This window comes from Gordonia sp. 34D, assembly GCF_056682775.1.
Map to the genome: position 1 here is coordinate 1,327,384 of NZ_CM155293.1, position 24,886 is coordinate 1,352,269.

26 protein-coding genes are annotated in these 24,886 nt (G+C 62.5%); 5 read left to right on the forward strand and 21 right to left on the reverse strand.

Annotated features, from left to right (window positions below; genetic code table 11):
• The first annotated feature begins 186 nt into the window (after positions 1 to 186).
• The 4 genes from AC1L34_RS06130 (at position 187) to AC1L34_RS06145 (ending at position 3,587) form a co-directional block, all read left to right on the forward strand.
• Entirely contained in the window at positions 187 to 915 is a 729-nt protein-coding gene (locus AC1L34_RS06130; RefSeq protein ID WP_424294564.1) for an amino acid ABC transporter ATP-binding protein, read from the forward strand.
• 105 nt (positions 916 to 1,020) lie between these two features.
• A complete protein-coding gene (locus AC1L34_RS06135) occupies positions 1,021 to 2,004 on the forward strand; it encodes a glutamate ABC transporter substrate-binding protein (protein WP_424294563.1) in 984 nt (327 codons plus the stop codon).
• Positions 2,005 to 2,688: an amino acid ABC transporter permease gene (locus tag AC1L34_RS06140; RefSeq protein ID WP_424294560.1), complete on the forward strand. Its 684-nt coding sequence runs from the start codon at positions 2,005 to 2,007 to the stop codon at positions 2,686 to 2,688.
• On the forward strand, positions 2,685 to 3,587 hold the full coding sequence (locus AC1L34_RS06145) for an amino acid ABC transporter permease (RefSeq protein WP_424322654.1): 903 nt from the start codon (positions 2,685 to 2,687) through the stop codon (positions 3,585 to 3,587). Before AC1L34_RS06140 ends, AC1L34_RS06145 begins: the two co-directional genes overlap by 4 nt.
• Before the next feature lie 59 nt (positions 3,588 to 3,646).
• Here AC1L34_RS06145 and AC1L34_RS06150 read toward each other — a convergent pair whose 3' ends face one another.
• From AC1L34_RS06150 to pgsA, 7 genes are all read right to left on the reverse strand, one after another.
• Positions 3,647 to 4,177, reverse strand: a complete 531-nt coding sequence (locus tag AC1L34_RS06150) for a regulatory protein RecX (protein ID WP_424294558.1) — start codon at positions 4,175 to 4,177, stop codon at positions 3,647 to 3,649.
• 32 nt (positions 4,178 to 4,209) lie between these two features.
• Positions 4,210 to 5,253 (reverse strand): recombinase RecA, encoded by a 1,044-nt coding sequence (recA, locus tag AC1L34_RS06155; RefSeq protein WP_424294557.1) that lies wholly within the window; start codon positions 5,251 to 5,253, stop codon positions 4,210 to 4,212.
• Between the two features lie 218 nt (positions 5,254 to 5,471).
• Positions 5,472 to 5,666 carry a DUF3046 domain-containing protein gene (locus AC1L34_RS06160; RefSeq protein ID WP_424294556.1) on the reverse strand — a complete coding sequence of 65 codons (195 nt, stop codon included), beginning with the start codon at positions 5,664 to 5,666 and terminating at the stop codon, positions 5,472 to 5,474.
• Positions 5,667 to 5,703: 37 nt separating this feature from the next.
• Complete coding sequence (locus tag AC1L34_RS06165) at positions 5,704 to 6,876, reverse strand: glycosyltransferase (protein WP_424294555.1); 1,173 nt, start codon at positions 6,874 to 6,876, stop codon at positions 5,704 to 5,706.
• Between the two features lie 65 nt (positions 6,877 to 6,941).
• A complete protein-coding gene (locus AC1L34_RS06170) occupies positions 6,942 to 7,751 on the reverse strand; it encodes a PspA/IM30 family protein (protein ID WP_424294554.1) in 810 nt (269 codons plus the stop codon).
• 49 nt (positions 7,752 to 7,800) lie between these two features.
• Positions 7,801 to 8,190 carry a helix-turn-helix domain-containing protein gene (locus tag AC1L34_RS06175; RefSeq protein ID WP_424294553.1) on the reverse strand — a complete coding sequence of 130 codons (390 nt, stop codon included), beginning with the start codon at positions 8,188 to 8,190 and terminating at the stop codon, positions 7,801 to 7,803.
• A 199-nt stretch (positions 8,191 to 8,389) separates the two neighbouring features.
• A complete protein-coding gene (gene pgsA, locus AC1L34_RS06180; protein WP_424323623.1) occupies positions 8,390 to 9,007 on the reverse strand; it encodes a CDP-diacylglycerol--glycerol-3-phosphate 3-phosphatidyltransferase in 618 nt (205 codons plus the stop codon).
• A gap of 74 nt (positions 9,008 to 9,081) precedes the next feature.
• On the opposite strand from pgsA, the gene AC1L34_RS06185 reads away from it, so the two are divergent.
• Positions 9,082 to 9,615: an amino-acid N-acetyltransferase gene (locus AC1L34_RS06185; protein ID WP_424294551.1), complete on the forward strand. Its 534-nt coding sequence runs from the start codon at positions 9,082 to 9,084 to the stop codon at positions 9,613 to 9,615.
• Here AC1L34_RS06185 and AC1L34_RS06190 read toward each other — a convergent pair.
• The 14 genes from AC1L34_RS06190 to AC1L34_RS06255 all read right to left on the reverse strand — a co-directional run bounded on the left by AC1L34_RS06190 (position 9,610) and on the right by AC1L34_RS06255 (position 24,864).
• Positions 9,610 to 10,614 (reverse strand): TerC family protein, encoded by a 1,005-nt coding sequence (locus tag AC1L34_RS06190; RefSeq protein ID WP_424294550.1) that lies wholly within the window; start codon positions 10,612 to 10,614, stop codon positions 9,610 to 9,612. The genes AC1L34_RS06185 and AC1L34_RS06190 overlap by 6 nt on opposite strands.
• Positions 10,615 to 10,823: 209 nt before the next feature.
• Positions 10,824 to 13,487 carry an FtsK/SpoIIIE family DNA translocase gene (locus AC1L34_RS06195; RefSeq protein WP_424322663.1) on the reverse strand — a complete coding sequence of 888 codons (2,664 nt, stop codon included), beginning with the start codon at positions 13,485 to 13,487 and terminating at the stop codon, positions 10,824 to 10,826.
• Between the two features lie 365 nt (positions 13,488 to 13,852).
• Complete coding sequence (locus tag AC1L34_RS06200) at positions 13,853 to 14,485, reverse strand: TIGR03085 family metal-binding protein (RefSeq protein ID WP_424294549.1); 633 nt, start codon at positions 14,483 to 14,485, stop codon at positions 13,853 to 13,855.
• Positions 14,482 to 16,347, reverse strand: a complete 1,866-nt coding sequence (locus AC1L34_RS06205) for a ribonuclease J (RefSeq protein WP_424294548.1) — start codon at positions 16,345 to 16,347, stop codon at positions 14,482 to 14,484. Before AC1L34_RS06205 ends, AC1L34_RS06200 begins: the two co-directional genes overlap by 4 nt.
• Complete coding sequence (dapA, locus tag AC1L34_RS06210; RefSeq protein WP_424294547.1) at positions 16,347 to 17,252, reverse strand: 4-hydroxy-tetrahydrodipicolinate synthase; 906 nt, start codon at positions 17,250 to 17,252, stop codon at positions 16,347 to 16,349. Before dapA ends, AC1L34_RS06205 begins: the two co-directional genes overlap by 1 nt.
• Positions 17,253 to 17,290: 38 nt before the next feature.
• Positions 17,291 to 18,040, reverse strand: coding sequence for an FAD-dependent thymidylate synthase (gene thyX / locus AC1L34_RS06215; RefSeq protein WP_424294546.1), 750 nt, complete (start codon positions 18,038 to 18,040; stop codon positions 17,291 to 17,293).
• Between the two features lie 89 nt (positions 18,041 to 18,129).
• Positions 18,130 to 18,894: an HAD-IIB family hydrolase gene (locus AC1L34_RS06220; protein ID WP_424294545.1), complete on the reverse strand. Its 765-nt coding sequence runs from the start codon at positions 18,892 to 18,894 to the stop codon at positions 18,130 to 18,132.
• A gap of 34 nt (positions 18,895 to 18,928) precedes the next feature.
• The gene (locus tag AC1L34_RS06225; RefSeq protein ID WP_424294544.1) at positions 18,929 to 19,852 is read right to left on the reverse strand and encodes a beta/alpha barrel domain-containing protein; all 924 of its coding nucleotides are present in this window, start codon (positions 19,850 to 19,852) and stop codon (positions 18,929 to 18,931) included.
• Complete coding sequence (locus tag AC1L34_RS06230) at positions 19,849 to 21,069, reverse strand: CaiB/BaiF CoA transferase family protein (RefSeq protein WP_480035190.1); 1,221 nt, start codon at positions 21,067 to 21,069, stop codon at positions 19,849 to 19,851. Before AC1L34_RS06230 ends, AC1L34_RS06225 begins: the two co-directional genes overlap by 4 nt.
• Before the next feature lie 9 nt (positions 21,070 to 21,078).
• Positions 21,079 to 22,170 carry a winged helix-turn-helix domain-containing protein gene (locus AC1L34_RS06235; protein ID WP_480035191.1) on the reverse strand — a complete coding sequence of 364 codons (1,092 nt, stop codon included), beginning with the start codon at positions 22,168 to 22,170 and terminating at the stop codon, positions 21,079 to 21,081.
• A gap of 161 nt (positions 22,171 to 22,331) precedes the next feature.
• On the reverse strand, positions 22,332 to 23,060 hold the full coding sequence (locus AC1L34_RS06240) for a class I SAM-dependent methyltransferase (protein WP_424293645.1): 729 nt from the start codon (positions 23,058 to 23,060) through the stop codon (positions 22,332 to 22,334).
• 12 nt (positions 23,061 to 23,072) lie between these two features.
• Positions 23,073 to 23,510 (reverse strand): hypothetical protein, encoded by a 438-nt coding sequence (locus tag AC1L34_RS06245; RefSeq protein ID WP_424293646.1) that lies wholly within the window; start codon positions 23,508 to 23,510, stop codon positions 23,073 to 23,075.
• Positions 23,511 to 23,597: 87 nt separating this feature from the next.
• Positions 23,598 to 24,086, reverse strand: coding sequence for a dihydrofolate reductase (locus AC1L34_RS06250; RefSeq protein WP_424293647.1), 489 nt, complete (start codon positions 24,084 to 24,086; stop codon positions 23,598 to 23,600).
• 19 nt (positions 24,087 to 24,105) lie between these two features.
• Positions 24,106 to 24,864 (reverse strand): thymidylate synthase, encoded by a 759-nt coding sequence (locus AC1L34_RS06255; protein ID WP_480035316.1) that lies wholly within the window; start codon positions 24,862 to 24,864, stop codon positions 24,106 to 24,108.
• Positions 24,865 to 24,886: the final 22 nt, after the last annotated feature.

The window sequence follows — 24,886 nt, forward strand, 5'->3', positions numbered from 1 at the left end:
GGGCCTCAACACTCACCCCTCCAGGTTACGTGCCGTGCCAAATCAGCCCACGTCACACCGGGGTCACGGAACTAAACAACCGGCTTCGGCTCCAGGGAAATCGTTGCCATGCCGCACTCCCAAATGCCCACACCCCGTCGAACGGCCAACTACGTTGTACCCATGGCCGATACGAATGCCGCACCAATGATCTCAATGACCAACGTGCAGAAGCACTATGGCGATCTCCATGTGCTCCAAGACATCAACCTTGAGGTTCCGCGCGGGCAGGTGGTCGTGGTCCTTGGACCGTCCGGCTCCGGAAAATCGACGCTCTGCCGCACCATCAACCGGCTGGAACCAATAGATAGCGGCGAGATCCGCATCGAGAACGTCGTTCTACCCGAGGAAGGTCGTGATCTGGCAAAGCTCCGCGCCGACGTCGGCATGGTGTTTCAGTCGTTCAACTTGTTCTCACACAAGACCATTCTCGAAAATGTGACCCTGGGCCCGTTGAAAGTACGAAAGGCGTCCAAGGCCGATGCGACAGCGCGGGCGATCGAACTCTTAAATCGCGTCGGTGTTGTCACCCAGAAGGACAAGTACCCGGCGCAACTGTCGGGCGGTCAACAGCAGCGCGTCGCCATCGCCCGGTCGTTGGCGATGAGTCCCAAAGTCCTCCTGTTCGACGAACCTACCTCCGCACTCGACCCCGAGATGGTGAGCGAAGTCCTGGACGTGATGGTGTCTCTCGCCAAAGAGGGCATGACGATGGTCGTGGTGACCCACGAAATGGGCTTCGCCCGCAAGGCCGCCGACCGGGTCATTTTCATGGCCGACGGTCAGATCGTCGAAGACACCGACCCGGAGTCATTTTTCACCGCGCCGAAGTCCGAGCGCGCCAGGGACTTCCTGTCGAAGATTCTTGGAGGCTGACCGGTGACCGATACCAACCAACTGGGCCGCTACAAACAGGGCCACAGCCAGCCTGGCAAGAGAAAGAGAAATACAGGCCGCCGACGGCACCCTGGGCGATCACCGCTGGCGTCAATCCTGATCATCGGGGCGGCACTGACCGTCCTGACCGCACTGCTGACCGCCTGTGGCAGTTCTGAACCGCGGAATCTTGTCGAGTCCATCAAATCCGGCCACGTCGTACTTGGGACCAAATACGACCAGCCGGGTATGGGCCAGCAAGGGCCAGACGGGAAGGTCACCGGCTTCGACGCCACCGTCTCCGAATTTGTCGTCAACAACATCGCAGACCGTCTCGGCGTTCCGCACCCGGAAATCACCTGGCGTGAAACACCATCGGCGCAGCGTGAGACGCTCATCGCGAACGGCGAAGTCGACATGATCGCCGCAACCTATTCGATAAGTGCCAGTCGCGCAAAGAAGGTCGATTTCGCGGGACCATACCTCATCACCTACCAGGGTCTATTGGTTCGCGACGATGACGATTCCATCACCACCCTCGCCGACCTCAATGACGGCAAGAAACTGTGTTCGGTCAGCGGTTCTACCTCGGCCCAGAACGTGAAGAAGCAACTTCCCGGTGTGCAGTTGCAGGAATTCGACTCCTACTCGTCGTGTGTTGAAGCCCTCCGACGAGGCAAAATTGATGCCCTCACCACCGACGAAACGATCCTCGCGGGCTACTCAACCCGCTACCCCGGCGAGTTCAAGCTCGTATCGATGACTTATCCGAAAGACGCTTGCGTCAACGACACGCAGAAGAAAGCCGGGCAGCCGTTCTCGAAAGAACGCTACGGAATCGGCATGGCCAAGAACTACCCCGCCGCCGTCACCGAGGTCAACACCGCACTCAAAGCCATGCTTCAGCCGGCACCGGGCACCGATAAGTCGCCGTGGAGCGTGGCGCTCCGCGACTCACTCGGCAACGAGACGGTGAACGCTTGGATCGCACGCGCCGATGCTCCCGGATCGCAGTATCAACTCTTTCCCGACGTCGGGGACATCGCATTCCTGACCGCACCGTCAACTCCCTGCGAAGGAGGCGCCTAAATGTCTGAATTATGGGCCAGCATGGGCCCGGCGATCTGGCCCGCCTTTTGGATCACCATCAAGCTGACGTTCTTTTCGGCAATCGGCGCCCTCATTTGGGGCGTGATCCTCGCGGGGATGAAAGTCTCGCCGGTGCCGGTGATGCGGGGCTTCGCGACCGTCTATGTCAACGTCGTCCGTAACACCCCACTGACACTTATCGTGCTTTTCTGCTCCATCGGCCTCTACCAAAACTTGGGCCTGACGCTGGCACCAGAAAACTCGCACTTCATCGAGAACAATAACTTCCGGCTCGCCGTCCTCGCCTTCATCCTGTACACCGCCACTTTTGTCTGCGAGACCCTCCGCGCCGGGTTTAACACCGTACCGCTGGGCCAGGCGGAGGCGGCTCGTTCGCTGGGACTGTCGTTCACGCAGGTATTTGGGCTGATCGTACTCCCGCAAGCATTGCGCACGGTGATCGCGCCTCTCGGCTCAGTGCTAATCGCGCTCACCAAGAACACCACGATCGCCTCCGTCATCGGTGTTGCCGAGGCGTCATTGCTGATGAAGACCGAGTTGGAAACCTACAGTGACCAAATCCTGGTGATCTTCGCGATCATTGCGATCGGCTTCATGATCATCACGCTCACGGAGGGCGCGATCTTTGGTTGGGCCGCCAAGCGATGGGCGGTCCGGCGATGAGTGATCAATCGACAGTTCTCTACGATGCGCCCGGTCCGAAGGCTCGGATCCGCAACGGGATCACGGCGGTCGTGTTTGTCGCGATCGTAGTCGCGATCGCTGCCTACATCATCAAGATCCTCGCCGATAATGGTCAGCTCGACGCCGAGATGTGGAAACCTTTCACAGTCTCTGGAACGTGGACTACGTGGCTACTGCCTGGCCTGTGGGGAACGTTGAAGGCCGCGATCGTCTCGATCATCCTGGCCCTGATTCTCGGTGCCCTGCTGGGTGTCGGCCGCATGTCCGACCACCGATGGATCCGGATCGTCAGCGGCTTCTTTGTGGAAGTCTTCCGGGCCATCCCGGTGCTGATCCTGATGTTCTTCGCGTACTTCCTTTTCGCCAAGTACGCGGTGGTGCCGTCTTCACAGTTGTCGTTTGCGGCGGTTGTTTTCGGCCTGACCCTGTACAACGGGTCCGTCATTGCGGAGATCCTGCGAGCGGGGATCCAAGCCGTTCCACGCGGACAGTCCGAAGCTGCGCAGTCAATCGGGTTGCGGAAGTCGCAGATGATGCGCATGATCCTGCTCCCGCAGGCCGTGACCGCGATGCTTCCCGCGTTGATTTCCCAGATGGTGATCGCGTTGAAAGACAGCGCTCTGGGCTACGCTTTCGGCTACCTCGAAGTGGTTCGTTCCGGTATTACGTCCGCTTCTTACTGGGGAAACTATCTGCCGTCCCTGGTGGTAGTCGCCGTCATCATGATCGCGATCAACTTCTGCCTCACCGGCTTGGCCAGCTTCATTGAGCGGCGTCTCCGCCAGGGGCGACGCAAGACGAATGCGCCCGACCCGGACGTGGCCGAGTTAGAAACCATGGAGAACGTTCCCGGCTTCACCCGCATCGGCAAACCTTAACGAACGCAGCCGTCCCCCTCAGCCGCAGCTGAGGGGGACGGTTTTGTCTCGGATGGCAATCACGCTCTATCCGTGGCTCGGGCCTCGTCCAATACTTCCTTCACAACCGAGCCGATGACGTCCGGCGGAAAACCTCGTCGGCCAAGTGCTCCCGCTAGTCGACGATAGGCTTTACTGCGTAGCGCGTGATCGTGCAGGTCCTCCCCTGACACGTTCAGCTTTTTGCGGGCCAGGGCGAGGGCACTCGCCCGCTCGTCTTCCGGCTCTATTTGCGAGAGGGCCTCGGCAGCCAGGTCGTCGGCGATGCCCTTTGTTCGCAATTCACGTTTGAGCGCCAGTTGCCCGCGACTCGATGTGGCATGCCTCGACCGCACCCACTCCGTGGCGAAGTCGGCGTCGTTGAGGAGGTCGGCCTTCTCGAGTCGGCCCATGGTCGTCTCAATCTCGTCGGACGTAAAGCCCCGCTGCTGCAGCCGCTGACGCATTTCGGCCCGGCTCCGGGCACGGACCCCCAAAAGTCGCAACGCGACATCCCAGGGAGTCGGACCGGGCCGGGCCGAACGCGACGCGGTGTTGTTACTGTCAACCATCGCGCACACCAAGCTCACACGGAGCTAGGTCCTCAGAATTCGACCGGTTCGGGTGCGACCTCGTCGGCCTCGACTGCCGGACGACCAATTCCGAGCTTGTCTTTAATCTTGTTCTCGATCTCGTCTGCCACATCCGGATTCGCCAGCAAGAACTTGCGTGCGTTCTCCTTGCCCTGCCCCAATTGGTCGCCCTCGTAGGTGAACCACGAACCCGACTTCCGGATGAAGCCTTCGGCAACGCCGAGGTCGATTAGCGAGCCCTCCCGGCTAATGCCCTGGCCGTAGAGAATGTCGAACTCGGCCTGCTTGAAGGGCGGAGCAACCTTGTTCTTCACGACCTTGACACGGGTACGGTTGCCGACCGCGTCGGTGCCGTCCTTCAGCGTCTCGATACGGCGAACGTCGAGGCGGACCGACGCATAGAACTTGAGAGCCTTACCGCCGGTCGTGGTCTCCGGCGAGCCAAACATGACGCCGATCTTCTCACGCAACTGGTTGATGAAGATCGCGGTGGTGTTGGTGTTGTTCAAGCCGGACGTCATTTTCCGCAGGGCCTGGCTCATCAGGCGTGCCTGCAGACCGACGTGGCTGTCGCCCATCTCGCCTTCGATTTCAGCTTTAGGGACCAGCGCTGCCACGGAGTCGATAACCAGGATGTCGATACCCCCGGAGCGGATCAACATGTCGGCGATTTCGAGCGCCTGCTCACCGGTGTCGGGCTGAGACACCAGCAGAGCGTCGATATCGACTCCCAACTTGGCGGCGTACTCCGGATCGAGGGCGTGCTCGGCATCGATGAAGGCGGCGATACCGCCGGCAGCCTGAGCATTGGCAACTGCGTGCAGGGCCACCGTGGTTTTACCCGAGGACTCCGGGCCGTACACCTCGACAATGCGACCGCGGGGCAGGCCACCGATGCCGAGCGCGATGTCGAGAGCGACCGAGCCGGTCGGAATGACCTCCATCGGCGGGCGCGTGTCTTCACCGAGGCGCATCACCGAACCCTTGCCGTAGTTCTTGTCGATCTGGGCCAGCGCCAGATCTAGCGCCTTCTGCCGATCATTGGTGGGTGCCATCTTCTCTCTCCTCCGGGTGCTCTGTGTGGATCGAACTGCTGTTGCCGAGCTGTTGTGGTCGAGCTTTCTTGCTGTCGGACCACACATTAGGAGCAGGGTCTGACAATTCTGCTTCGCGCGGTCATTAATTAGACGCACCAGAGCGTGCTCCGGTTCCACTTTCTAGAATAGCGAACAGATGTTCGATAGCAATTCGACACGCCGAAATTGGCTTGGCTCTACCAACGTTCGGCGGGTACCTCAAACTCTCGGCAAAGCGCACGCCACACCAGCTTGGGATCAACCCCGGCGGCGATTGCCTCATTGCCAGTTTGCCCTCCGACCTCAGTCAATACCAGGTCTTCGAGCAGCATGGCGATGCGTTCGCTACCGAACTCCTCTTCGGCGAGCTCAGTGAACTCAGTCAGTCGCACAACTGCCCCTCACGATCTAGAGTTCCCCCGCTTGCGATCAACCAGCGTAATACCCGTTGACCGCATCGGCATAGGCGCGATGAGTCACGACCACAGGATCGACAACACCCGCCGCAGTCGCCGCGACACCTTCCGCCGCTGCGACGTAACCGGGATCGTCGAGCACTGCGACGATCGCCTCCATCAAGGCCTCCTCGGTGGCCGGACGAACCAGCACGCCGCAGCCAATCCGGTTCACCCGATTGGCCAACTCCCATTGATCGCCTCCGCCGGGAACTGTCACCACCGGCACGCCAGCCATCAACGTCTTCGCCAGCATGCCGTGCCCCGCACCGCACACGACGAGAGCTGCATCAGGTAGCAGTTCGTCCTGGCGGGCAGTCGCGGCAACCAGGCCTTCCGGCATCGTTTCCCCCTGTGGTGGGTGGAGTGCCGAATACACCACGCGCAGCGGACGGGACGCCTGCAGTCGCGCCAAAGCGGCGAGGGCGACGGACCCCAAATCCGCCGAGCCGGTCGCCGCCGTGGAAGGCGCGACCACGATCAGCGGACCTTCACCAGCGGGCCGGTCGAACAGTTGCGTCGTGGGTTCAAACAGTAAGGGACCCACCAGATGGGCATTGACCGGCCAGTCCGACCGGGCTAATTCAAGCCCTGGCAGTGTCGCCACGAAGCGGGCGATGGGTTGTGGCACGTCGGACAGTTCAATACTGCGACGGGCAGCCACGCGTTGCCGGTGCCCCTTCGCGGTCGAGCGGCTCGCCCCGGCCCGAAGGACGATGTCGCGAAACTTGCCGCCGATCCCAGTTCCCGGCACCATGCCCGCACCGATGGGAGGCAGGTCGAGAGAGTTGTCATAGAGCGGATGAGGAGACACCTCGATCCATGGAACTCCGACCAACTCGGCCGCCCACCCACCTGCCAGGGTGATGGCGTCACTCAAGACGATATCTACGTCAGCCGCCGCGAGTTCCGGGGCCAACTCCAAAGCCATGCGCGCAGCTCGAACACTGAGCTTGGCACCGGCATCGTCGTCGTCGTCACCGGGTCGGGGCGCCAACCCCGGCAGTGGACGGACGTCGAGGTGGAAGCTCTCCCCCGCCGCTGCCCACTTTTCGCCGGTGTAGACGATCGGCTTGTCACCACCCGCCGCAAAGGCGGTTGCTAGTGCGAGCGCCGGGAATGCGTGCCCGGCGTCCGATCCGGCCACGATCGCTACCGTGAGCGGTGTGCGCCCCTGTCTGTCGGCCGGTGACCGGCCGACAGCCTGAAGAGTCAGTTGGTTTCCGCGGAATTCGGTGCGGGCGCTGCCGCACCCTTCTCGACCTGCGGCGCATTGGCGGCCGACTGCCCGGGCGTCAGCGACCCGCCCATGGAGGCGCGGATCTGTTCGAGGCGAGCGTGGCCCGCCATCTGCACACCAGAGGCCTCGACTTCGGCCATCCGACCGGCAACCGACCCCTTCGCCAACTCCGCCGAACCCAGGGCGTTGGCGTATCGGCGCTCGATCTTCTCCCGAACCTGATCGAGGTTGGGGGTGTTACCCGGGGCCGAAAGCTCGCCCATCTGATTGAGCGAGGCGCTTACCTGCTCCTGCATCTTGGCCTGCTCGAGCTGACTGAGCAGCTTGGAGCGCTCGGCGAGCTTCTGCTGCAGCTGCAGCGCATTGCGCTCAACGGCCTGCTTGGCCTGCCCCGCCGCCTGCAGCGACTGGTCGTGCAAGGTCTTGAGGTCTTCGACATTCTGCTCGGCCGTCACCAACTGGGCCGCAAAGGCCTCCGCCGCATTGGTGTACTCGGTGGCCTTGGCTGCGTCGCCAGCGGTCGCCGCCTGATCTGCCAACGTGAGCGCCTGGCGCGTATTGGCCTGCAACTTCTCGATCTCTTCGAGTTGCCGGTTCAGACGCATTTCCAATTGGCGCTGGTTGCCAATCACGGCGGCAGCCTGCTGCGAAAGCGCCTGGTGTTGGCGCTGCGCATCCTCGATCGCCTGCTGGATCTGCACCTTCGGGTCGGCATGCTCGTCAATCTTCGCGTTGCCGAGCGCCATCAGGTAATTCCAGAACTTCACAAACGGGTTGGCCATCTGTTTTCCACACTCCTCGGAACGCGCTGTCGGCGTTCAGGTCAGTCGATTATGCGGCGGCGAGAGCCGCGGGAATTCCCGCGCCGTCCACCGAAACTTCTTGGGGGGCAAGCACTTCAACAACCGTATCTGGCACTTCGACGACACGGTCGCCGACCGTGTCGGGAATCTCGACGAGCGTATCCGGCGAGATCATCGATGTACCGGCCGGGCTCAACACTCCCGCGACCTGAAACAGCACATCGCCGATCGGGACTTCGAGGGCGCCGCAAATCGACGCCAGCAGTTCGCTTGACGCTTCCTTTTGCCCGCGCTCCACCTCCGACAGGTAGCCGAGCGAGACCCTCGCGTCGGTCGAGACCTCACGCAGCGTGCGTCCCTGACCTGTTCGAACTCGGCGCAACTCGTCGCCAATCGCTTCACGCAAGAGCAATGTCACGCGCGAACCTCCTCACGATTGCAATTCATCGACCCGCAATGCGGGCCATCGATCTCTCTGAAAATCCTGCGGCTCATTCCAGAAGCCTGTGCCGTCGAGACTAGCGGAATTACGGGGCGATCGCCGCCGACATTCGCGACGCTCGCGCCGGAAACTTCGGCTCCACACCACTGATCATCAACGTCCCCGGGGTAAGCGACTATTCCGGCGTCTTACGTTCGACCGGCGACGGTTCCTGCCGCTGCCGCATGGACCACGCCCGCCACAGATAGTCGAGGCCGGTCACGATGGTCGCCACGACCGCCGCAATCATCAGAACCCAGGCGGCCACATGCCACGCGCCCGTCAACGGCAAGACGAACAAACCGATGGCCACCGATTGCAGCAAAGTCTTAAGTTTGCCACCGCGACTAGCCGGAATAATCCCGTACCGAAGCACCCAGAACCGCAAAGCGGTAACGCCAATTTCGCGAACCAGGATGACCACCGTGACCCACCACGGGAGCAAGCCCAAGATCGACAGGGACAGCAGCGCCGCACCGATTAACGCTTTGTCTGCTATCGGGTCGGCCATCTTCCCGAAGTCGGTCACCAGGTTCAGTTGCCGCGCCAGTTTGCCGTCGAGTTGATCGGTGACGGCTGCGACAACAAAGATGACAAACGCTGCAATCCGCCATCCGGTCGAATCTCCGCCGTCGGCAAACATCACCACCACGAAGACTGGAACCAACACGATCCGGAACACAGTTAATGCGTTCGCGATGTTCAGCACCGGTACGGCATCATCGCCGATTGCTCGGTGTACGGGCTCAGTCACGTCGTTAAGCCTAACGTCCTGGCATTCGGGCCCTCCCAAAGGGCGCATTGATTACCTGCGACTATCCTTGAAACATGATGATTGAACATCCCGACCCGCGAACCGGCGAGCCCACCGCGGTGCTCGTCCGACGTGCCAGGACCTCGGATGTTCCCCGAATCAAAGAGCTCATCGACATCTATGCTGGCGAAATTCTCCTTGAGAAGAACCTCGTCACGCTTTACGAGTCGGTCCAAGAGTTCTGGGTCGGCGAAGTCGCCGGGCAGGTCGTCGGCTGCGGTGCGCTGCATGTGATGTGGACTGACCTCGGAGAAGTCCGCACCGTTGCCGTCGACACCGCCTACGCCGGGCGCGGCGTCGGCCACAAAATCGTCGCCCGTCTGATGGATGTAGCGCGCGAACTGGAATTGGACCGCGTTTTCGTCCTGACCTTCGAGACAACCTTTTTCGCCCGTCACGGCTTCGTCGAGATTGAAGGAACGCCAGTCTCGCGAGAAGTCTTCGACGAGATGTGCCGCTCGTACGACACCGGTGTCGCCGAGTTCTTGGACCTGAGCTACGTCAAGCCCAATACCCTCGGCAACACGCGGATGATCGCGCACCTATAGCGTCGAGTTCGAGTCGAGCGATTTCTGCTCGCGGCGCTTACTGACGACCAGGCTGGCAATCGTGGTGACCACGAGTGTGCCGCCGATAACGGCCAACGACAGGCCGGTACTGATCTCCGGCACAGAGACCGGTTCACCGCCGTTGATGAAGCCCAGCGTGTTTTCGTGCAGTGCATGCAGGATCAGCTTCGCGCCGATGAACGCCAAGATCAACGACAGGCCATACGACAGGTAGATCAGCTTGGTAAGCAGTCCACCAAGCAGGAAGTACAACTGGCGCAGTCCCATCAGTGCGAAGGCATTTGCAGTGAAGACCAGGTAGGGCTCCTGCGTGAGACCGTAGATCGCCGGGATTGAATCGAGCGCGAAGAGGACGTCAGTAAAGCCGATGACGATCAGGACCACCAACAGCGGAGTCATCACGCGCTTGCCGTCGACTTTGCTGAACAGTTTGTCACCGTCGTAGGTGTCGCTGGCCCGGAAGTACTTCTTGAGGATCTGCGAAATGCGACTATTGCGCGCGGTTTCGTGTCCCGCGGGATCGTCCGACTCCGAGACAAGCTTCACGGCGGTGAACAGCAGGAACAGACCGAAGAGGTAGAACACCCAGCTGTAGGCGTTGATCGCGGCCGCACCGAGGGCGATGAAGCCAGCACGCATCACCAGGGCCATCACAATGCCCAGCAACAACACCTTCTGCTGGTACACCCGAGGAACCGCGAACTTCGTCATGATCACAACGAAGACAAAGAGATTGTCGACCGAGAGCGCTTTCTCGGTGACGTAACCGGCGAAATACTCCCCGCCGGAGGTCGAGCCCCATTGCCACCAGACGAAGAGCCCGAACACCACAGCGATGGTGATGTATACGGCCGACCAGAAACCCGACTCACGCAGGGTTGGCTCGTGCGGGGTCCGCACGTGCGCAAAAAAGTCGAAGACGAACAGCCCGAGGATCACCACAATCGTGATGACCCAGGTCAACAATGAAACATCCATAAGGAATCCTCCAACACGTAGCACGAAGCGACGATGTTGAAGGTCTCTCCCACCAGCCGAAGTGATGGCTGGCGACGGTCCCGGGAACGTTGATCGCCACCGATGGCGGCGCGAAACAACGGCCCGTACTGACGGGAACGTCTACGAGTCGGGGATACTCCCCTCCAAGATCGGTGTAAGCCTACCGAAAAAGTCGGTGATCGTCATCATCAGTAGGCCCCTGAACTGTCAGGGTCGCTGTCGGCGGCGGGCATGTCGCCGCCGCCGGTGATGGAGGCAATCACACCGGCCAGATCCTCGGGCTTCACCAAGACCTCGCGGGCCTTCGAGCCTTCGCTGGGGCCGACGATTTCGCGGGTCTCCATCAGGTCCATCAGACGGCCGGCCTTGGCGAACCCGACGCGGAGCTTTCGCTGCAACATCGACGTTGACCCGAACTGGCTCGACACAACCAGTTCGATCGCCTGCAGCAGGTCATCGAGGTCGTTACCAATATCGGCGTCGATGTCCTTCTTATCGCCAGCCTTGGCACTGGTAACGCCCTCGGTGTATTCCGGCTCGGACTGTTCGCGGGTGAATTCGACAACCGCCGAGATTTCTTCGTCGGTAATGAACGCGCCCTGCATGCGGACGGGTTTGTTGGCACCCATCGGCAGGAACAGCCCGTCGCCCATGCCGATTAGCTTCTCCGCGCCCGGCTGGTCCAGGATCACGCGCGAGTCCGTCAACGAACTGGTCGCGAACGCCAGACGACTGGGCACGTTGGTTTTGATGAGCCCGGTGACGACGTCGACCGACGGGCGCTGGGTGGCCAAGACCAAGTGAATGCCCGCGGCGCGTGCCTTCTGCGTGATGCGCACGATCGCGTCTTCCACATCGCGAGGGGCGGTCATCATCAGGTCGGCGAGCTCATCGACGATCGCCACGATGTACGGGTAAGGCTTGTACACGCGTTCGGAGCCCAACGGGGTGCTGATCTCACCCGAGCGAACCTTGTCGTTGAAGTCGTTGATGTGGCGGACACGGGAGGCCTTCATGTCCTGGTAGCGCTGTTCCATCTCGTCGACCAGCCACGACAGCGCGGCGGCTGCCTTCTTTGGCTCGGTGATGATCGGCGTGATCAAATGCGGAATGCCCTCGTAGGGGGTCAGTTCCACCATCTTGGGGTCGATCAGGATCAGTCGGACTTCTTCCGGCGTCGCCCGGGACAACAGCGAAACAAGCATCGAGTTGACGAAACTCGACTTACCCGAGCCGGTGGAACCGGCCACCAGCAAGTGCGGCATTTTCGCGAGATTCGCACTGACGAAGTCGCCCTCGATGTCTTTGCCGAGACCGATGACGAGGGGATGTCGTTCCTTCCGAACGGCTGGCGCGGCCAGCACATCCGACAGTCGAACCATCTCGCGGTCGGAGTTCGGTACCTCGATACCGACGGCTGACTTACCCGGAATTGGTGCCAGCAGTCGAACGTTATCGGTGGCGACGGCGTACGCGATATTGCGCTGCAGTTGGGTAATCTTCTCGACCTTGACGGCCGGACCCAATTCCACCTCGTACCGGGTGACCGTCGGGCCGCGCGTGTACCCGGTGACAGCGGCATCGACCTTGAACTGTTCGAGGACCGTATTGATGCGGTCAATCATTTCGTCGTTCGCGGAGGTCCCCTGCTTGGCCGGCTCGCCGGCAATCAGCAAGTTCGCTGGCGGCAGGATGTAGTCCGAGTCCAGGGACGGGTCGGCGAACGAGGCTGGCATGGCGCGCGGTTCTGGTTCGACCGACGCGTCGGGTGCTGTCGCCGGTGCCGGTCGGCGACGCGCCCGCGACCCCTCAGCCGGACTGACCGGAGCGGCCGGGACTGCTGCGGGCAAATCATCGAAGGCGACGGTCGGATTGTCGTCCACGGGGACGTCGTCAAAGTCCATCCCGCCGCGCTCGATGGGCTCGGTCACGAGGTCCGGAATGTGCGCATCGCGGTCTTCACCCGCGGTCGGTCGCGTCCGTGCACGAGAACCGGCTGGGCGCGCGCGCCGGCGAGTGTCGGGCGGATAGTTCAGGTAGGGGTCGGAGTTGCGCGTGGTGAGGGCCCCTCGGTCGCCGCCATGGTTGTCGCTGCCGTAGGTGTCGCTCTCGTAGGTGTCGCTGTCGCCGTAGCTGTCGTCGGCGTAACTGTCGTATTCGGCGTCGGCACCTCGGTCGTCGTCGGCCTGGCCGTAGTCGCCATCGTCGGCATACTCGTCGCCGTACTCGCCGTCGCCATACTCGTCGTCCTCATAATCGTCGTACTCAGTGTCGTCGTACTCGATGCCGAGTCCGAGGTACGACGACACCGCGGCGATAACTTCACCGGCTGTGCGGCCACTGAGTGCCAGCAAACCGAAGCCCGCGAGCGCGAGGAACAGCGGCACGGTCAGCCACACGGTGACCGCGTCGGTCAGCGGCGATCCCAGCATGTAGCCGAAGAAGCCTGCCGACTGCGCGCGGGCGTCATAGTCCGAGGGTGCCCCGTACATGAGGTGGGCGAGTCCGAGTGTGGAAATGACCAACAGCAGCGATCCCACGGTGTTGCGAAGGCGTCGTGCGGGGTTCGCGGGCAGACGCATGATGAGCACAGCGACAGCCAGCAGCACGACGGGCACCACGTAAGCCAAAGTGCCGAATCCGGCGCGGACTAGGGCATCGAGGAAGCCACCGACCGGCCCAAATGCGCGGAACCACACGCCGATGGAGATGAGCGCCGCCACCAGGACCAGGGCAAGCCCGACGCCGTCACGCCGACGAGAAGGCTCGTCGTCGCGGTGTGCGCCAATGCGGGCGAGGCTACCGAGACCGCGTGCCGCCAGATTCCAACTGCCAACCGCGGCGCGTCCCAGGCCTTGGGCCACCGAAGGTCGATGTGCTGCGGGGGCGCGCTTGAGATCTTGCGAATGCGCAGGTCGACGTGCGGTCGAACCGCCTTGGGCTGGCTGCTTGCGCGCCCCGCCGCGGGCGGTGGCTCCATTCTTCGACGATCCGCTTCGGTTTGATCCGGATCGGTTTGACGCAGAAGGTTTTGACCCAGTTGCGCTCGCTCGAGTTCCCCCGCGTGCGGCGCCGCTGCGTGGTTTACCGCTCGTGGAACCCGAGCGGCTGCGCGTAGAAGCATTGGAAGCCATGGCCCCCAGCCTAGTGCCCATTGATCACAACAATCACACTGGCAACACGCGATGGTGTCGCTTGTGTCGATTCCGTGACCTGATCACAACCGACGTTGCGCGCTCCGAAGACTCGCGATTGCCGTGGAAGGACCCGCAAACTTCACATCGACGGGTGCCCGACCAAACGAAAACAAGAGCAACTCGCCGATCGTTCCGGTCACCGAGACCGGCTCTCCCCGACCAACGGACATCACTTCGCGACCATCTGCGGTCGTCATGGTGGCCCGCACCGGAGAGGCCGCCATGATCCGCTTGCCGACTGTGCGCAGCGGGAAACTGAGTGCCTGCACCAACTCTGGAGAGAGATCGCGCGGTGTCACCGAAGCGTCGGGGGCCTCGGCTCCGCGCAGCACGTCCTCGTGGTGGACAAACATCTCGGCGAGGTTCAGGTAGCGATCGGCTACCCGGAACGGCGAATACCACGGAGGTCCCTGCGCCAGTTGAACCAGTAACTCTTCCCACGGTGTATCCGCGTAACTCTCGGTGACGGCAGCCGTGTGCGAGGCGAGCGCACCCACAAAGATGCCCGCGGTCGCGTCGAGGCGACGCTCCCGCATAATCAGGTGCACCGCCAGGTCGCGGGTGTTCCACCCCGCGCACAGGGTCGGTGCGTCCGGACCCGTCGCACGCATCGTATCGACGAGGGCCGACCGCTCCGACCGGGCAAGACTCACCTGTTTTCCCCCACTGCGATCACGGTCGGGACAATCATCGGACGACGGCGGTACTTTTCAGCCACCCAGCGGCCAACCACGCGCCGGACCGTTTGTGCGATTCGATGGGTATCGGTGACTCCCTCGTTCGCGAGTTCGGTCAGCGCCTTGTCCACGAGATCCGCGGCGGCCGACAGGGCCCCGGGATCATCGGAGAAGCCACGTCCGGACACCGTCGGCTTGGAAATGCGCGCACCGGTCGCCGCATCCACGGCGACCGAGATCGAGATGAAACCGCCCTCCCCCAGGACCAGGCGGTCCGAAAGGGTCGAATCGCCAACATCACCGACGGACAGGCCATCGACGTAGACGTAACCGACGGGCACACGACCGGTGATCTGCGCGCGTCCGTCCACGAGATCGACAACAACACCGTCCTCGGCAAGCACAATCCGGTCGGCGGGAACACCCGTCGCCTCAGCGAGCGCGGCGTTGGCGCGCAGGTGACGCCATTCACCGTGCACCGGCATCGCATTGGACGGTCGGACGGCGTTGTACAGGTACAACAGTTCGCCAGCCGAGGCGTGACCGGACACGTGCACCTTGGCACTCGCCTGAGTTACGACCGTCGCGCCGCGCTTGGCGAGCCCGTTCACGACGGCAAAGACCGAGTTCTCATTTCCGGGGATCAACGACGATGCCAAGACAACAAGGTCATCGGCCCGAATGTTGATTTGGCGGTGCTCGCCGCGGGCCATCCGCGAGAGCGCCGACAGCGGTTCCCCCTGCGAGCCCGTCGAGATAAGGACGAGACGGTGATCCGGCAGGGTTGCCGCCGTGTCCATATCGACGATGACGCCCTCGGGGACCGTCAAGTACCCGAGGTCTTGGGCAATCTGCATGTTGCGAACCATCGAGCGGCCCACGAACGTGACGCGGCGGCCGTGTCGATGCGCAACGTCGACGATCTGCTGGATGCGGTGCACGTGGCTGGCAAACGACGCCACAATCACGCGTTGTCGAGCCTTGCCGATCACATTGTCGAGGACACCACCGATCTCACGCTCGGGCATCACGAAACCCGGCACCTCGGCGTTGGTCGAGTCCACCAGGAATAGGTCGACACCTTCGTCGCCCAGTCGGGAGAAGCCCGCGAGGTCGGTGAGGCGGTTGTCGAGCGGCAACTGGTCGAGTTTGATGTCGCCGGTGTGCAGGACGAGGCCGGCGGGGGTACGAATCGCGACGGCGAGGGCATCGGGAATGGAGTGGTTGACGGCAAAAAACTCGCAGTCGAACACGCCGTAGCTCTGCCGATCGCCTTCGACGACCTGGATGAGATTGGGGCGCAACCGGTGTTCGCGACTCTTCGCGGCCACCAGGGCGAGGGTGAATCGCGAGCCGACAATCGGGATGTCAGCTCGGAGCTTGAGCAAAAACGGCACGGCACCGATGTGGTCTTCGTGGCCGTGGGTCAAGACGACCGCTTCGATGTCCTGGACCCGGTCTTCGATGTAGCTAAAGTCGGGCAGGATCAGGTCGACGCCCGGCTGCTGGTCTTCGGGGAACAACACGCCGCAGTCGACGATAAGCAGTTTGCCGCCGTACTCGAAAACCGTCATGTTGCGGCCAATTTCGCCGATACCGCCGAGCGCGACGATTCGCAGACCACCCTGCGGAAGCTTGGGCGGGGCCGGTAGTCGATCAATGACGTCGCCGGTCACGCCGGACCCCGTCGCCGCTGCGACCTGCGGCGACAACTTCTTGGCGGCACCCTTCTTCGCCTCTTTCTGGACGGGCGGGCCCGCCTTGCGGGAAACCCGGCGACGCGACTGCTTAGCTCCATCTTGCGAATTACTGTCGCCGGACGAACGAGATTCTGACATTAAGAGATCACCTCTGCTGCGCGCAGGTCGGAGATGAGAGATTCGATCTGAGTGGGTTCGGCTGCGACCTGCGGCAATCGCGGATTCCCCACCTCCAGACCGGTAATGCGCAAAGCGGTCTTCACCATGGTCACGCCGCCGAGGCGGCCCATCGCGTCGACGAGTGGCGACATCGAGGTCGCCAGAGTCCGTGCGGTCGCCAGATCGCCAGCCAGCACTGCCGCACGCATGTCCCGCAGGCGGCCCGGAACCAGATGGCCGATCACGCTAACGAAACCGGTGGCCCCAATCGACAACCAGGGCAGGTTCAGCGCGTCTTCCCCCGACAGGTATTCCAGGTCGGTGGCGGCCATGATCTTGGCGGCGGCGTGCAGGTCGCTCTTCGCGTCCTTCACCGCCTTAATGTTTGGGTGTTCGGCGAGCCGGAGGATCGTCTCGGTTTCGATGGGGATCACCGAACGCGGCGGAATGTCGTAGAGCATCACCGGCAGACTGGAGGCGTCCGCTACCGCGCGAAAGTGCGCGAGGACCCCGGACTGCGGCGGCTTACTGTAGTACGGCGTGACGATCAGCAGTCCGTCAGCGCCGAGAGCTTCGGCCTCCCGGGCTCGCCGGACCGATTCGGCCGTGTCATAGCTTCCAGCTCCGTGGACGATCTTGGCGCGATCGCCGACGGCCTGGCTGACGGCGCGCAAAAGGTCGTTCTTTTCTTGGACGGTAGTGGTCGGAGATTCGCCGGTGGTGCCGTTGACGACGATGGCATCGCATCCGTTGTCAACCAGGTGCGTTGCCAATTCAGCTGCTTTGTCGAAATCAACTGCGCCCTGCGCGGTGAGCGGGGTCACCATTGCCACCGAGACTGTCCCGAACGGGTGTTCCGAGGTTCCTGAGTCAGCGGAGTTCATGCCGCTCACGCTACCTTCTGACACGGATAATGCAGCGATCAGCCCTCAAAAACGAAGGGCGAAGTCGCCACTTCGCTGCCGTCGGCGAGTTCGCTGATTTCGAAGTCTCCGAACGCTGTCGGTGCGGCCTCGCGCAGTTGCCGAAGACATTCGATCGCGAGTTGACGAATTTCGACGTCCGCGTGCTCGGTGGCTCGCATCCCGATGAAGTGTCGCCATGCCCGAAAGTTGCCGGTGACGACGATGCGAGTCTCGGTCGCATTCGGCAGTACCGAGCGTGCTGCCTGTCGTGCCTGCTTCTGCCGGAGGATGGCGTTGGGGACGTCAGCGAACTTGGCTTCCAGGCCAGCTAGGAGTTCGCTGTAGGCCTCGCGGGCGGCGTCGGTCGCCTTGATGAAAAGCCCTTCAAGTTCGTCATCTCCTCTGATCGCGGGCGGTGCCACCACATTGGAGTCGTGTTCGGGCACAAACCGCTGCGAGAGCTGCGAGTACGAAAAGTGTCGGTGCCGGATCAGTTCGTGTGTGCACGACCGCGAGATCCCGGTGATGTAGAAAGTGCAGGTTGCGTGCTCAAACAACGAGGTGTGGCCCACTTCGAGAACGTGCCGCAGGTACCCGGCGTTGGTGGCTGTGCGCGGGTTCGGTTTGGCCCAGCTCTCGTAGCAGGCACGACCGGCAAATTCGATGAGCGCTTCGGCACCGTCCGAGTCCGTCTCCCAGTCGACGGCCGGAGGCATGAACTGCGTTGCCGCAACCAACTGAACCTTCAGTGGCACCAATTCAGACAAGTCAATTCCTCTCAGACCGGACGGGTACTGCTACATCCGTACTTTGGGCCCACATATTGGGCCCAAAGTACGGATGAACGCTAGCGGGACTAACGACGAACGATGGCTCCGAGTTGGGCGTATGTGTCTTCCCAGCCGTGAACGTGGATCGAGTCGATGCCCAGGTCAGCGACGGGACGGTCGTTGCCGCCTTCGTCGAGCCGGTCGCCGAAGAACAGGATGTCGTCGAGGTTGAGGCCGACGATTTCCATGAGTCGACGCGCGCCGTAGGCCTTGTCGATGCCCTTGGCGGTGATGTCGACCGATGTCGAACCACCGCTGCGAACTTCCAGGTCCGACAGTCGTTCGGCCGCATAGACGCGAAGCGATTCCTTCTTGCGGCCGTCCGGGTCCCACGCGGCCTTGGCGTCGACGGGTGCGGCCTGTCCCAGCGCGGAGAAGGTGACCTGGCTACCGCGATCCTCGAGGATCGGACCCCACGTCTTCTCTTCCCATAAACCGAGGCTGCGGGCACCCTCTTCGACGACGCTCATCGCGCGGGACTTCTGATCTTCGGAAAGGTCTTCGGCGTACACCGTCTCCCAGTCGCTGCCCGACCACCGAATGTAGCGAGTGCCGTTGGTCGGCATCAGGTGCAGGTTGCCCCGGTCCGGGAATTCGCCCAGCCGATCAAGGACCTGCGACTGGAACTGGCCGTACTGACCACCGGAAATGATGCAGGCCATGCTGTCGGCCAGCAATTCGCGGAACAGGTCGACCATCTCGTCGCTCATCGGCGTCTTCGACGGCGCAAGCGTGTCATCGAGGTCGAACATGACGAGCTGATAGGTCTTGCCGTTGTGCGTGACAGACAACTGTCCACCCTTCCTTTGGTATGCGGGTGGAAGTCTACTGTTCCCCGATCACCCAGGCGAAAGCGTCCGCCTTAGACCTCGCGCCCTGCGCCGTCCGTGACCGCGACTGCTCGTCAACCCGCGTCAGGAGCTTCTCCCCTGCCTTCACCAGGTCGGCGAGGACGTCCGGCGTCAGATAGTCGGGGCGGGTCGCAAAAAGCAGGTCCTCGCTGGCCGTATTACCGCTGGCACCGGGCGCGAAGGGGCAGCCGCCCAGACCGCCGAGCGCGCCATCGACCACTTCGGCACCGCCGTCGGCAGCCGCCAGGGAGTTCGCGACACCCATCCCCCACGTGTCGTGGCCGTGGAATACAAGCCGACGGTCCTTTGCTTCGATGGTCGAGAACAGTTCCCGAACCTCGCTCGGGTATGCCTGGCCGAGGGTGTCGGCCAGGACCACATCGTCAGCACCCGCCGTCCGCGGATCGGCGACAATCCCGCGGACCCGATCTGGATCCACGGGACCGTCGAACGGGCACGTAAACGACGTGGCGAGCGTCAACTGGATTCGCCCACCGACCTCTTTCGCGATCGCGATCGCCTCCGGCATGGCCGCCACGCTGTCTTCTGCGGTGCGGCCGATATTGGCTCGGTTGTGCGCATCCGAAACCGACAGGCAGTACTGGAAGTTCCGCACGCCCGCGGCCGCTGCCTTCGCAACGTGACGCGGAGTAGCGACCCACACCCAGCAGTGCTCAAGTTCTTCCGGCGTCAACGCGGCGACGATGTCGAGACTGCCAGCCATCGGCGGCACCAGATCCGGGCGTGCCATGGAACCGATCTCCAGTTCTGGAATCCCGGCGGTCAGCAAGGTGCGAACAAGGTCGACGCGCACGTCAACGTCGAGAACCTTGCCCGTCAATTGGAGCCCGTCGCGCAAGGTCACATCGCGGAGGGAAACGCGGGAATAGTCGGTCATTGCCGGTCCCTATCGCTCAGGAAACGCTCCCGGATCTCGTCCGTGTGCTCGCCGAGATCGGGTCCGACCGACCGGATCGGCAACGACTGCCCGCCAAGCACCGGCACAATGCCGGGGAACGCGACGCGGGTGGGCTCAGCCCCACCGGCATCAACGTGGAACTCCTGAATCATGTTGCGCGCCTTGTACTGCTCGTCGCCGACGATGTCTGCGGCCGTATAGATCGGTCCGGCCGGGACCGCCGCTTCATCGAGCACGGCGAGGACTTCTGCGCGCGAGCGCGTACCCGTCCACGCACCGATCGCGTCATCGATCTCATCGCGCCGTCGCCAACGACCATCGTTGTTGGCAAGGTCGGGATCGTCGGCAAGATCGTCCCGTCCGATGGCACGCATGTAGCGCGGGAAGATCGCGTCGGCGTTACCTGAGATCACCACCGAACTGCCGTCCACGCACAGGTAGCCGTTCGACGGCGCGATGCCCTCCATCCGTCCGCCGGTGCGTTCGCGCTTCACGCCGTACGCCCCGAGGTCGGGCACCAGCGACTCCATCATCGAGAAGATCGCCTCATTCAACGCCACGTCAACAATGCGGTCCGCCAACGGTAGCGGCCTATCTTCGGTGTCGCGGATACGGAGTCGCTCGTAAAGGGCCATGACGGCACCGAACGCCCCATACAGTCCGGCGATGGAATCCCCGATCGAGACACCGACCCGCACGGGCGGTCGGTCCGGGTCACCCACTAGTTCGCGGAATCCGCCGTACGCCTCGGCGACGGCGGCAAAACCCGGACGCTCCGAGTAGGGCCCTGTCTGGCCGAACGCCGAGATCCGCACGAAGATCAGTTCCGGGTTGGCTTCGCTGAGCTGTTCGGGACCGATCCCCCACTTCTCGAGGGTCCCCGGACGGAAGTTCTCGAGAACCACATCGCACTGTGCCGCAAGGGTCTTCACGTCCTCGCGGCCTTCCTCGGTGCGCAGGTCGAGGACGACCGACTTCTTGTTTCGATTGATCGTCCGAAACAGCATCGAGGTGTCGCCGTCGTACAACCGCCAGTTGCGTAGTTCGTCGCCGCTCTCACGTTCAATCTTGATGACTTCGGCGCCGAAATCGGCGAGCATGCGCCCGGCGGTGGGTGCGGCGATGTAGTTTCCGAGCTCCAGCACACGGACGCCATCGAGCGGCAGATGCGGCTTCCGGTCCATCTTGGGATCCATGACTCCACCCTATTGTGTTGCCGCAGCGCGCAAGTGCGGACCGAGCTCCCCTTTGTCGATTACGTCGACGGCACTCAACCCTCGCCAGTGCGCCAGCTTGGCCAGGTCTGCGGTCAATGACCGTGCGACTTCGACGCGATCGACGCCCGGCTCCACATGCGCGGACAGTACGCGGAGAACGCCCGCTGCCCGATCTGCTTTGAGGTCGACGCGTGCGACGAGATCCTCGCCCATCAAGTACGGCAGCACGTAGTAGCCGTGGATCCGCTTGTGCGCCGGAACATAAATCTCGATGCGGTAGTGGAAGCCAAATAGCCGCTGAGTGCGTGGGCGGAAGAAGACCAGCGGATCGAAGGGCGATAGAAGTGCGGAGGCGTCCACCGTCTTGGGCACTCGCGCGTCTCGGTGCAGATAGCCAGTCTCGTCCCAGCCTTCGACCGTGACCGGCTGCACCACACCGACGTCGACGAGGTCAGTTACCACCTCCCGAACCTCGGCCGCCTTGAGTCGGTAGTAGTCAGCCAGGTCGGCCACAGTCGCAATCCCGTGGGCGGCGGCGGCCCGCGCGACAAGTTCGCGGTGCGCATCTCGTCGATCGACCGTGACGCTCAGGCGTTCGGGTCCGACTACCCGCTCGGCGAGATCGTAGAACCGGTGAAAGTGTTCACTGCGAACGGCCGATAAGGTGCCGGACGCGAAGAGCGCCTCGCACAGGTGCTTGACCTCGCCGCGGGTCCACCACGACCCACGTTCACTCTTCGACCGCACCACCCCGAGTACCGCTTCTATATCGCGCGGCATCATCGGGCCACTTTCAGTGATGACGGCAAGCACATCATTCGCTTGCGAGCGGTTGCGCTGCAAGATTTCTCGGGTATGACGGTAGCGACCGTCGCGGTACTCATCCATGCGCCAGCCAAACAGCGGCCAATCGTCGACCGGAATCAAGGCCGCCTCGTGCGCCCAGTACTCCACCAGCAGACGCGGCCTGCGTGCCGTTGGACGCCAGGCCACACGATCGAGGAGGTCGGGATCGTACGAACCGAGCCGTGAGAATGCGGGCAGGTAGTGCGCGCGGGCCAAGATGTTCACCGAGTCCATTTGGAGCAGCCGCGTCCGATCGATGACCCGCTTCAGATGCGTCCGCGTCGGCTCTCCGGCGGGTCGTCTATCGATAAATCCCTGTGCGGCGAGCGCAATTCGACGAGCCTGCGACCCCGAGAGGTCCCCAACTCCGGGACTGTGCGACCTGATTAGCCCACTCACAAGATCTGCCCAAGCAGGATCGTGACTGGCCAGCGGACTGGGCGTCGCTGCGCTCCCCATTGAGGCTGCAAGTCAGTTGCGAGGCGATCGACGAGGTCGGTGACCCCGGCTTCGCGCGCTCGACGCACCGCAGACCAAGTATTGAGATAGCCCACGAAATCAGCGAGGGTCCACGATCGTTCAATTACCACGGAGGGGGCCTCGATCCGCGGAAAGGGAAAGTCGAGGTCGGCGTACGCGTTATCAACGTGACACCGCTCCGGCGGCCAGTACGGTCCAATCTCGTCACGGTAAAAGCGAGAAAAGCGCGCGGTCAGGTCATCGTCCAGCACGACGACGCCGTAGGTGATTAACGCGATAATCGCATCTGCGGCGGCGATCCGGCGCACCTCGCGGTAAAACGCCGGAAGGTCGAACCAGTGCGCCGCCTGTGCGACGGTGATCAACGATGCTGCCGAGTCCTCAACGTCCAAACGGTCGGCCGTCCCGACCCGGTAATCGATGTTGGCGGCGGGCTGTGCATGCCGTATTTGGTCCTCCGACGGGTCCAGACCGATAACTGTGTCGAACGCCGAGCTGAGCATTGCCGTGAGCTGCCCAGTACCGCAACCCACGTCGACGGCAAGATCGGTTGTCGGGACTACGGCTAGGAGGGCATCGACCAGCCCAGTCGGGTACGTCGGGCGATGCGCGGCGTAGTCGTCACCGTTCTCAAACCAGCTCATCGGCCCATTCGATCAGGAAGACTCAGAAGTTGTCCGCGCGGCCCCGGGTTCAAGTTTCGGGTGGGCACCCGGCGCCCGAGACCACCGGTCTCCGCGCACGTCAGTGAAGACGACGTGCGGGGTGCCTTCGGCAACATCTGTGGGTCCGCGGCTGTGAAGGCCCGGCGGGAGGTGTGACCACTCCGCGATGGTGTTCTTGCCGTCGTGAACACGTACTCCATGCAGCGAGTGGCCGGACCCATTATTGACATGGACATTGCCGTCGTGGACCCACACTGACACGCGGTCAACGTGTTCGCGTCTTCGAGCCTGGGCCTCGTACGCCTCCCTGGTCTTTCGCGCACTGCGTTCACGGTGAATTTGCCAGAACGCCACGGTGAACGCACCCAACGTTCCCAGCGAGCCGACCCACGTGGCCCAATCGCCAATCTCGAGCTCAAGATTCAGCACCTCTACTCACCCTCCTGACGACCCGACCATAGCGGACGACGACGACAATCTCGACCGCATCATTGCAGGTGAGACTGATCGAAGGAGTCAGCGTCGAAGGTAGTCGACGAAGCGGTAGATGGTGCCGGTCGACGAGTACAGCCAGTCCCCGACCGATACCGCGGTCCAGCGGTCCGGATCGACCGGCGGCGCGAACGCATCCGCGCCTTCGACAAGGACATCGATCTCCGTAACCCGGAGGTGAGTCGCCAAGTCCATGGCCGCGGCATAAATCTGGCCGCCACCGATCACTGCTGCCACATGACCGGCCGCCGCGAGTGCCGAGTCCAGGCCATCGGCAATCTCCGCGCCATCGACCTGATAGTCAGCGGTGCGGGTGATGACAATGTTCCGGCGTCCGGGAAGTGGGCGGAACGAAGCGGGCAGTGACTCCCACGTTTTACGACCCATGATCACCGTGCCGTTCCCGGTGATCTCCTTAAAATGCTTCATGTCTTCCGGGACGCGCCACGGAATGGTCCCGGCTTTACCGATGGCGCCAGCACGATCCTGCGCCCAAACCAATGCGATGCTCATGTCAGCCTCCTAACGCGCGTCAAACAGCAACCGGCGCCTTGATTGCCGGGTGCGACTGATAACCGACGACCTGGAAATCGTCGAAGTCGTAGTCGAAAATTGAGTCGGCCTGGCGCAGTTCCAATGTCGGGTATGGCAACGGATCGCGCGAGAGTTGTTCACGCACTTGATCGACATGGTTGTCGTAGATGTGGCAGTCGCCGCCCGTCCAGACAAAGTCCCCGACCTCCAGGCCTGCTTGCTGCGCCATCATGTGCGTGAGCAATGCGTACGAGGCGATATTGAAAGGCACACCGAGGAACAGGTCCGCACTGCGCTGATACAGCTGGCAGCTCAGCTTGCCGTCGGCAACGTAAAACTGAAAAAAGGCATGACACGGTGGCAGCGCCATTTGCGGGATCTCGCCAACGTTCCACGCCGACACAATGTTTCGCCGCGAATCGGGGTTGGTGCGCAACGTCGCAAGGGCTGTTGCGATCTGGTCGATGTGCTCCCCCGAGGGGGTCGGCCAGTTGCGCCACTGCACGCCATAAACCGGTCCGAGTTCGCCTTCCGGTGATGCCCATTCATCCCAAATGCTGACGCCGCGCTCTTGCAGCCAACGCACGTTGGAATCACCGCGCAGAAACCACAACAGTTCGTAGATGATCGACTTCAGGTGCACCTTTTTGGTGGTGATCAGCGGGAAGCCCTCAGACAGATCAAACCGCATCTGATGGCCGAAAACACTGCGGGTTCCGGTGCCGGTCCGATCGGCTTTCGGCGTACCTGTCTCCATCACCTGACGAAGCAGATCCTCA